This is a genomic window from Arachnia propionica, assembly GCF_003859805.1.
Lineage (GTDB): Bacteria > Actinomycetota > Actinomycetes > Propionibacteriales > Propionibacteriaceae > Arachnia > Arachnia propionica_C.
In genome coordinates, this window is the sequence record NZ_RQZG01000055.1 from 1 (window position 1) to 557 (window position 557).

The 557-nt window shown below is 57.1% G+C and carries 1 protein-coding gene; it reads left to right on the top strand.

All coding sequences use genetic code 11. The features are described 5' to 3' along the window. Positions 1-263: 263 nt before the first annotated feature. Positions 264-557, top strand: a 294-nt coding sequence (locus EII34_RS16385; protein WP_221620337.1) for a hypothetical protein, incomplete at its 3' end; no start/stop codon positions are given.

Sequence of the window (557 nt, forward strand, 5' to 3'; positions counted from 1 at the left end):
AGGTGTTTCCGAAGGAGGAGGCTCTGCCGAACAGTTGGGCGACGCAGCGGTTGACTGACAGTGAGGTGGGTGATCGGTTGGTGATGACTCCGCCTTTGGGCTATCGATTCTACTTCTCGACGCGTACTCCGAGGTCTTGGGACTGGAACCTCGCTGTGGGTGGCGAGTCGGACGGTCGGCATCTTCATGTGAATGGCCGTGTGGCGTATCGGCGTGCTGGGAAGGACACTCTGCAGGGGCTCTGCTTTCGTGAGGAGACGATTATGTTTGCTTACCCGGAAGATTTCAGTGAATGGTTGGAGCCGAGGTTCATTGATGGGGAGAAGGCCTGCGGTGTGAGAGGGGTAATGATTGGACAGAAGACTCAGAATGAGTATGTCAACGAGTCCTGGGTTTTGTGTCGTCGGGACAACTGCTGGGCCTTCCGGATGACCGGGAAGATCAACTCCGGGAGGATTCCGGGTGAGTTGACTGCTGCGTTGGACACGGTGCGGTTTGTTCCCCCGGTGGATCCCAGGGCTGATTTCAGATTGGGGGAGTCGGATGTTTCACCGTCG